The 575-nt window shown below is 44.2% G+C and carries 1 protein-coding gene; it reads right to left on the bottom strand.

The window, feature by feature from the left end; all coding sequences use genetic code 11:
• Positions 1–103: 103 nt before the first annotated feature.
• A partial coding sequence (locus AACR11_RS11750) for a hypothetical protein (protein WP_079324753.1) occupies positions 104–575 on the bottom strand: 472 nt, incomplete at its 5' end.

Raw genomic sequence — 575 nt, 5'->3', positions numbered from 1 at the left:
CGTGTAAAGGTAGCGCGCCTGCACCAATTGCTGGCTATCTTCATCGAGACTGAGCAGATCAAGCCAATCTATTTGCATCTTGTGGCCTCTGCTTTTAATGAGGTTAATATTTCCAGCTTGGAAGTTGTAATGACTTAGGAATTGGGTTGTAGCAAGGGTATTCGGTTTGTAATCCATACTCAAAGATACCAGCCATTGATCCAGCAAATGAAGCTGCGTAGTTATTTCTTCTGTATTTTTCAGGATCATTCTTTGCTGTTTTTTCCAGCACTGTCCAGATCATATCTTTAAGGAATTCAGGGTTGCGCTTCGGATCGAGTAACATCGTATCTCGCATACAGAACCAGTTATTCCCACCCAGATCTTGTTGACGATTGGCACTACCAAAATACGCAGATTGCAAGCCTTGCAGGTAAGCCTGTAGGCGCATCGATTCAACCGTATCCGTCTCATCAATGTGTTGTAAAAAGTAAGGCAACTTGGTGATGTCTGCCATGTACATGTCTGCGGTTGCTAAAGTCGAGTGTTTGTATTGCTCGTGTATCTCGCTCAGCAGTTGAGTGAGCTCAGGAGAG

This window comes from Vibrio sp. L85, assembly GCF_963871815.1.
In the GTDB taxonomy this organism is placed as follows: domain Bacteria; phylum Pseudomonadota; class Gammaproteobacteria; order Enterobacterales; family Vibrionaceae; genus Vibrio; species Vibrio harveyi.
Note: the sequence above shows the minus strand (reverse complement) of the source record. Positions and strands in the feature narration are given on the sequence as shown.